The 7,354-nt window shown below is 75.5% G+C and carries 7 protein-coding genes; 6 read left to right on the top strand and 1 reads right to left on the bottom strand.

From position 1 onward, the window contains the following. Window positions 1-83 precede the first annotated feature (83 nt). The 6 genes from IH44_RS0138140 to IH44_RS0138115 all read left to right on the top strand — a co-directional run bounded on the left by IH44_RS0138140 (window position 84) and on the right by IH44_RS0138115 (window position 6,355). On the top strand, window positions 84-581 hold the full coding sequence (locus IH44_RS0138140) for a MarR family winged helix-turn-helix transcriptional regulator (protein ID WP_030464444.1): 498 nt from the start codon (window positions 84-86) through the stop codon (window positions 579-581). 143 nt (window positions 582-724) lie between these two features. Then, entirely contained in the window at window positions 725-2,515 is a 1,791-nt protein-coding gene (locus tag IH44_RS0138135) for a chloride channel protein (RefSeq protein WP_035957595.1), read from the top strand. 44 nt (window positions 2,516-2,559) lie between these two features. Beyond that, the gene (locus tag IH44_RS0138130) at window positions 2,560-3,246 is read left to right on the top strand and encodes an alpha-ketoglutarate-dependent dioxygenase AlkB (RefSeq protein WP_030464442.1); all 687 of its coding nucleotides are present in this window, start codon (window positions 2,560-2,562) and stop codon (window positions 3,244-3,246) included. Between the two features lie 112 nt (window positions 3,247-3,358). Then, entirely contained in the window at window positions 3,359-4,255 is an 897-nt protein-coding gene (locus tag IH44_RS0138125; RefSeq protein ID WP_051818198.1) for an acyl-CoA thioesterase II, read from the top strand. A 67-nt stretch (window positions 4,256-4,322) separates the two neighbouring features. After that, window positions 4,323-5,120 carry a DUF1684 domain-containing protein gene (locus IH44_RS0138120; RefSeq protein ID WP_030464440.1) on the top strand — a complete coding sequence of 266 codons (798 nt, stop codon included), beginning with the start codon at window positions 4,323-4,325 and terminating at the stop codon, window positions 5,118-5,120. A 194-nt stretch (window positions 5,121-5,314) separates the two neighbouring features. Continuing rightward, a complete protein-coding gene (locus IH44_RS0138115; RefSeq protein WP_030464439.1) occupies window positions 5,315-6,355 on the top strand; it encodes a LacI family DNA-binding transcriptional regulator in 1,041 nt (346 codons plus the stop codon). Between the two features lie 24 nt (window positions 6,356-6,379). Here the strand turns inward: IH44_RS0138115 and bla are convergent, their stop codons facing one another. Then, complete coding sequence (gene bla, locus IH44_RS0138110; protein ID WP_030464438.1) at window positions 6,380-7,255, bottom strand: class A beta-lactamase; 876 nt, start codon at window positions 7,253-7,255, stop codon at window positions 6,380-6,382. Window positions 7,256-7,354: the final 99 nt, after the last annotated feature.

The following is a 7,354-nucleotide window of genomic DNA, read 5'->3' as shown; positions in this document are numbered from 1 at the left end:
GGGGGGGGGGTGGGGGTGGAGGGGGGCTTGCTTGGGGCAATACTTGTCTGCTGGCAAGTCTTGCTGCATGCAATAATTTCGGCATGGCGATACCGGAGAGCGGTCCGTTTCCGCAGTCCCCGTCGGTGGCGGGGGAGATCCAGGCGTTCCAGACGGCGACCCGGGACCTGATCGGTGTGGCGTTGCGGAGTCTGGAGGCGGCGGGTGACGGTGTCTCGTTGCCGCAGATGCGGATGCTGCTCGCGCTCGACGATCTCGGGTGCGTGTCGTGTTCGGTGGTGGCGAAGGAGCTGGGTCTCGGGGCCTCGTCGGTCACCCGGCTCGCGGACCGGCTGGTCAGGTCGGGGCACGTGGTGCGCGGGGCGGACCCGCATCACCGGAGTGTCGTGACCCTGGAGTTGAGCCCGGACGGGCGGGCGCTGATCGGGCGGGTGCTGCGCTGGCGGGAGCAGGAGTTGGCGCGGATCCTCGCCCGGCTCGACCCCGCGCTGCGGGCGGCCACCGCGGAGGGGCTGGCCGTCCTCCACCAGGTCGTCGGCGAGGACTACGCGGCCGACCTGCACGGGCCCGTACCGCTGTAAGTCACCGCTGCACATCCCTGCTGCGACACCCCTGCTGTGACCAACCCTGTCGCGGCGCCCCGGCCGGTTCGGCGGGGGCGTCGGGCGGCGTCGTGCCGTGGCGGGGGTCGACCGGCATCCCATCTTTCAGAGAGCGGAGCAACATGCGGATCACGCACGCCTCCACCCATGCCCGACTCGGTGATTTCACCGCCCGTCCCCGGATGCTGGTCGTCACCGGCCTGGCCGCCGTGGTCGGCGGTGCCGGCGCGGTGGCCGCGCTGGCGCTGCTGCGCCTGATCGGGCTGGTCACCAACCTGGTGTTCTACCAGCGGTTCAGTACGGAGTTGGTCGCGCCGGGGGCCCAGCACCACCCGTGGTGGCTGGTGCTGGGCGCGCCCGTCGCGGGCGGGCTGGTGGTGGGGCTGATGGCCAGGTACGGGTCGGAGAAGATCCGCGGGCACGGCATGCCCGAGGCGATCGAGGCGATACTCACCGGCGGCAGCCGGGTCCAGCCGAAGGTGGCGCTGCTCAAGCCGTCCTCGGCGGCGGTCAGCATCGGTACCGGCGGTCCGTTCGGGGCCGAGGGGCCGATCATCATGACCGGCGGGGCGATCGGCTCGCTGCTCGCGCAGTTGCTGCACCTGACCGCGAACGAGCGCAAGACGCTGCTGGTGTCGGGCGCGGCCGCGGGCATGGCCGCGACCTTCAACTCGCCGCTCGCCGCGATCCTGCTCGCGGTCGAGCTGCTGCTCTTCGAGTGGCGTCCGCGCAGCTTCGTGCCGGTGGCGGCCGCGGTGGCGGTGGCCACGGTGTGCCGGGGGCCGCTGCTGGGGACCGCGCCGGTCTTCCCGGTCGACGCCTCCGGGCTGCACCTCACCCCGGCGGTGGACGCCCTGGCCGTCGTGGTCGGGCTGACCGGCGGGGCGCTCGCCGTCGCGGCGACGTGGCTGGTCTACCGGGCCGAGGACGCCTTCGCCCGGCTGCCCGTGCACTGGATGTGGTGGCCCGCGCTCGGCGGGCTGGTGATCGGCCTCGGCGGCCTGGTCGAGCCCCGGGCGCTCGGCGTCGGCTACGACGTGATCGACCGGCTCCTCACCGGCCGGGCGGGCCTGGGGCTGATCCTCGGCATCCTGACCGTCAAGACGGCGATCTGGGCGCTGTCGCTGGGCTCCGGCACCTCCGGCGGGGTGCTCGCCCCGGTCTTCATGATCGGCGGGGCGCTCGGGGCCTGGGAGGGCATGCTCTTCCCCCGGGCGATCCCCGGGTTCTGGGCGATCCTCGGCCTCGCCGCGGTGGTCGGCGGCGTCATGCGCTCCCCGCTGACGGGCGTGGTGTTCACCCTCGAACTCACCCACGCCTGGTCGGCCATGCTCCCGCTGGTGATCGCCTCGACCGCCGCGTACGCGCTGTCCGCGCTGGTCCTCAAGCGGTCGGTGCTGACCGAGAAGATCGCCCGCCGCGGCCTGCACCTCACCCGCGAGTACTCCACCGACCCGCTGGAGACGTTCTTCGTCCGCGAGGTGATGCAGCCCGTCGAGCACGGCCGGCTGCTGGCCGCGCACGAGACGGCGACGCACACCCGGATCGGCGCGCTGCACGGGTCGGCCGGCGCGCTGCACCCCGTCGTCGACGCCGAGGGGGCGCTGGTCGGCGTCACCACCCGCCGGCGCCTGGCCGACGCGACGGCCGCGGCCGCCGCGGACGCCGGGCCGCCGGTCGTGCACGCGGCCACCGTGGAGTGCCGGCTGGCCGTCCACCCCGACCAGACGCTGCGCCAGATCGCCCACCTCTTCGCCGAGACCGGCCTGACCAGCGCCCCGGTCGTCGACCCGGCCACCCGCCGGCCCGCGGGCGTCATCACGCTGCGCCACCTGCTGTCGGCCCGCCTGCACGACCTCACCGAGGAGCACCACCGCGAGCGCGTGCTGCCCCGCCGGGCGGTGGTCGGCTGAGCGGGGCCCCGGGGGCCGCCGCCCGCCGGTGCGAGGATGGGGGGATGCGCGGTGGCGGGGTGTTCGTCGGGGAGCTGTTCGGGCGGGAGCGGGAGGAGCCGGCGCCCGGGGTGGTGCTGCTGCCGGGCTGGCTGGGGCCGGAGCAGCAGCGGGAGCTGGTGGCGGCCTGCCGGGAGTGGGCGCGGCCGCCGGCCGGGATGCGCTCGGTGCTGCTGCCCGGCGGCGGGACGATGTCGGTGCGGACGGTCTGCCTGGGGTGGCACTGGTACCCGTACGGGTACGCACGGACGGTGCTGGACGGGGACGGGGCGCCGGTGAAGCCGTTCCCGGAGCGGCTCGGCGCGCTGGCCCGGCGGGCGGTGGCCGAGGCGTACGGGGAGCGGGCCGGGGAGGTGGCGGGGGCGGCAGGGTTCGCGCCGGACGTCGCGCTGGTGAACCACTACCCGCACGGGGCGCGGATGGGCCTGCACCAGGACCGGGAGGAGCGGGTGGACGCCCCCGTGGTGTCGCTGTCGCTGGGCGACGAGTGCGTGTTCCGGCTGGGCAACGCCGAGGGGCGGGGCCGGCCGTGGACGGACCTGCGGCTGTGCGGCGGCGACCTGCTGGTCTTCGGCGGGGAGAACCGCTACGCGTACCACGGGGTGGTGCGGACGCTGCCCGGCACGGCCGACCCGGACCTGGGCCTGACCGGGCGGCTGAACATCACCGTCCGGCAGTCCGGCCTGGGGTAGCCGGGCGCGCCGGGAGGCGGGAATTCCCGGCGGGCGCGGAGACTTGTGCAGGACGGACGAGGCGTTCGGCGGCACATCCCTGCCCGCCGGGCGTCCGGAGAGGGAGCGATACATGGGAACCCCCGTCGACCAGCTCGTCGACCTGCTGGACCTGGAGCGGATCGAGCTGAACATCTTCCGCGGCCGCAGCCCGGAGGAGTCGCTGCAACGGACCTTCGGCGGGCAGGTGGCCGGGCAGGCGCTGGTCGCGGCGGGCCGGACGGTCGACGAGGACCGGCCGGTGCACTCGCTGCACTCGTACTTCCTGCGTCCCGGGGTCCCCGGCGTGCCGATCGTCTACCAGGTCGAGCGGACCAGGGACGGGCGCTCGTTCACCACCCGCCGGGTGCTCGCCATCCAGGGTGGGCGGACGATCTTCGCGCTCACCGCGGACTTCCACAAGCCCGAGCCCGGCGGCATCGAGCACCAGTTCCCGATGCCCGGCGTCCCCGACCCGGAGAGCCTGCCGAGCGCGCTGGACGAGGTCGGCGCCCGGCTCGGCGAGCTCCCGCCGTTCATCAGCCGCCGCCAGCCCTTCGACATCCGCTACGTGGACCGGCTGAAGTGGACGCGCGAGGAGCTGGACGGCGTCGAGGCCCGCAGCGGCGTGTGGCTGCGCACCAACGGCGCGCTGCCCGACGACCCGCTGATCCACGTCTGCGCGCTCACCTACGCCAGCGACATGACCCTGCTGGACGCCGTCCGCGCCCCCGTCGAACCGCTGTGGGGCGAGCGGAACTTCGACATGGCCTCGCTGGACCACGCGATGTGGTTCCACCGCCCGTTCCGGGCCGACGACTGGCTGCTGTACCGGCAGGAGTCGCCGATCGCGCACGCCGCGCGCGGACTGGCCCGCGGCGAGATCTACGACCGCGAGGGGCGGCTGGTGGTCTCGGTGATGCAGGAGGGGCTGTTCCGCCCGCTGGCCCGCCCGGCCACCGACCCGGCCACCGGACCGGACGGGGCCTGAGCCGGCCGCCGCACCGGAAGCGGACCCGGAAGTGACCTGAGAACAGAGCGACTTGGGAGGCAGTCCGATGACCGACACCGCAGCCGAAGCCTGGCAGCGCTGGACGGAGGCCCGGAGCGCCGCGGCCGGCGCGCCGCACGGCCCGCTGGCCCTGACCGGCACCCACTGGCTGGAGCCCGAACCCGCCGAGGTCCCCGGCCTGCCCGGCCGCTGGTGGGCCGAGGACGGCTCGGTCTGCGCCGAGCTGCGCGCCGGGGACGGCGTCCGGATCGAGGGCGAGCCGCAGGAGTCGACCGGCCGGGTCGCGCTGCGGCCCGACACCGACCGGCACCCGCAGCTCGCCGTCCTGGACGGGCTGCGGCTGGTCCCGATCGAACGGGAGGGCGAGCTCGCCCTGCGGGTCTTCGACCCGGACGCCCCCGCCCGGGCCGCGTTCGCCGGCATCGCGGTCTACCCCTACGCCCCCGACTGGGCGGTGCCCGCGGTGTTCACGCCGTTCGAGGGCGGCGCGCAGGCCCTGCTGGTGGAGAACGCGGACGGCCGGGCCCGGCCGCTCACCGTCACCGGGCAGGTCGCGTTCACGCTGGCCGGGCAGCCGCACACGCTGACCGTCAGCGGCGACGGCAGCGCGGGCGGGCGGCTCAGCGGCGTCATCGCGGACGGCACCAGCGGGCGGGACACCTACCGGTTCCGCTTCGTGTCGCTGCCCGCGCCGGACGCGCAGGGGCGCACCGTGCTGGACTTCAACCGGGCGTTCCTGCCGCCGTGCGCGTTCGCCGACCACTTCATCTGCCCGTTCCCGCCGCCCGGGAACCGGCTGGACGTCGCGGTCGAGGCGGGCGAGCGGCAGGTGGTCACGGGGTGAGGGGCGGCGGAGCGGCAGGTGGTCGCGGCGCGAGGGCGGTGGGATGGCAGGTGGTCGCGGCGCGAGGGCGGCGGGGCCTGGGTCGGACCGGTTTCTGAGAGCGCTCTCGGGGCGGGGTGGCGGACGCTAGGCTGCTCGCAGCAGGAACGCGATCACGTGCGTGCGTGCGCACGGGCGGCGGAGAGGAGCCCACGGTGACCGAGTCCGAAACGGGAGTGGGCGGACGTCCCACCCTGGAGTCGGTGGCCGAGCGGGCCGGGGTGTCCCGGGCCACCGCCTCCCGGGTGGTCAACGGCGGCGCGGGCGTCCGGGCGGCCCTGCGCGAGAAGGTCGAACGGGCCGTCGCCGAACTCGGCTACGTCCCCAACCTGGCCGCCCGCACCCTGGTCACCCGGCGCAACCGGGCGATCGGCGTGGTCATCGCCGAACCCGAGGCCCGGTTCTTCTCCGACCCGTTCTTCGCCCAGCACCTGCGCGGCATCAGCCGCGAACTGGCCGCCGCCGACAACCAGATGGTGCTGCTGCTGGCCGAGGACGAGCGCGACCACGAGCGGATCGGCCGCTACCTGGCCGGCGGCCACGTCGACGGCGTCCTGCTGTTCTCGCTGCACCGCTCCGACCCCACCCCCGAGACCGTCCACCGCCTCGGCCTGCCCTTCGTCATCGGCGGCCGCCCCGGCTGGCCCGGCGCCGAGTCCGACCGCGACCTGGTCTACGTCGACAACGACAACCGCGGCGGCGCCCGGCTCGCCGTCCAGCACCTGCGCTCCCTCGGCCGCAGGCGGATCGCCACCATCACCGGCCCGCTCGACCAGACCTCCTCCGTCGACCGCCTCGACGGCTACCGCGACCTGCTCCCCGACGGCGACGCCGACCTGATCGCGGTCGGCGACTTCACCGCGGACGGCGGCATCCGCGCGATGACCGAACTCCTCGCCCGGCGACCGGACCTGGACGCGGTGTTCGTGGCCTCCGACGTGATGGCCTCCGGCGCGATCCGGGTCCTGCGGGCGGCCGGGCGGCGGGTGCCGGAGGACGTCGCGGTGGTCGGCTTCGACGACGTCGAGTCCGTCGCGGCCTGGACGGAGCCGCCGCTCACCACGATCCGCCAGGAGATCGAGGAGATGGGGCGGCTGATGACCCGGCTGCTGCTGCGGCGGCTCAACGACCCGGGGGCCTCGGCGCCGTCGTCGGTGATCATTCCGACGGGGCTGGTGGTGCGGGAGTCGGCCTGAGGGCGGAGCCTCGGTCGTGGCGGTTCAGGGGAGGGCGGCGGCCAGCAGGGCGGCCGTTCGGGCGAGGAGGGGCTCGTCCGGGGCGGCGGTCGGGGCGGTGGGCCTGGTGCTGAGGACGGCCAGGACCAGGGGCGGGCGGTGCGGGGGCCAGGCGAGGGCGAGGTCGTTGGCGGTGCCGTAGGAGCCGGTGCCGGTCTTGTCGGCGAGCGTCCAGGAGGGCGGCAGGCCGGCGCGCAGGCGGTGGGTGCCGGTGGTGGAGGCGCGCAGCCAGGCGGTGAGCCGGGCGCGGTCCGGGCGGGCGAGGGCGTCGCCGAGGGTGAGGCGGGCGAAGGTGCGGGCCAGGGCGCGCGGGGTGGTGGTGTCGGTGGTGCGGTCCGGTTCGGCGGAGTTGAGGGCGGGCTCCCAGCGGTCGAGGCGGGTGACCGGGTCGCCGAGGGAGCGGCAGAAGCGGGTGACGGCGGTGGGGCCGCCGAGCCGGCGCAGCAGCAGGTTGGCGGCCGTGTTGTCGCTGAACTCGATTGCCGCGGCGCACAGTTCGGCGACGGTCAGGACCCGGGTGCGACCGGTGACGGGGGCGTGGCCGGAGTCGGCGACGTCCGCGTCGGTGTAGTGGACCCGGGCCGCGAGGTCGTCCCCGGCGCGCATCAGGGCGGCGACGGCGAGCGGCTTGAAGGTCGAGCAGAGCGGGAACGCCTCGTCCGCGCGGTGGCGGACCGTCGCGCCGCTGCCGGTGTCGTGCGCGAGGACGCCCAGCCTGGCTCCGTGCTCGCGCTCCAACTGCCGGAAGGAGTCGGCGAGTCGGGCGGTGGTGGCGGCTGCTGCGGGGGTCTGGAGGGTACAGGCCAGGGCGGCGGTGCCGGCTGAGGTGAGCAGGTGGCGGCGGGTGGGGCGCGGGTGCATCGGCGGCCTCCTCGGTGCGGTGCGGGACGTCGGGGCGGTGCGGGTCGTCCCGTGGTGCATCGGCAGGAGGGGGCTCCGGCTCCAGTGGCGGGGGCGGGG

The sequence above is a fragment of the Kitasatospora sp. NRRL B-11411 genome (genome assembly GCF_000721345.1).
GTDB classification, from domain to species: Bacteria; Actinomycetota; Actinomycetes; order Streptomycetales; family Streptomycetaceae; genus Kitasatospora; species Kitasatospora cineracea.
The sequence above is the reverse complement of the archived record's forward strand: the minus strand, read 5'-3'. Positions and strand labels throughout refer to the sequence as shown.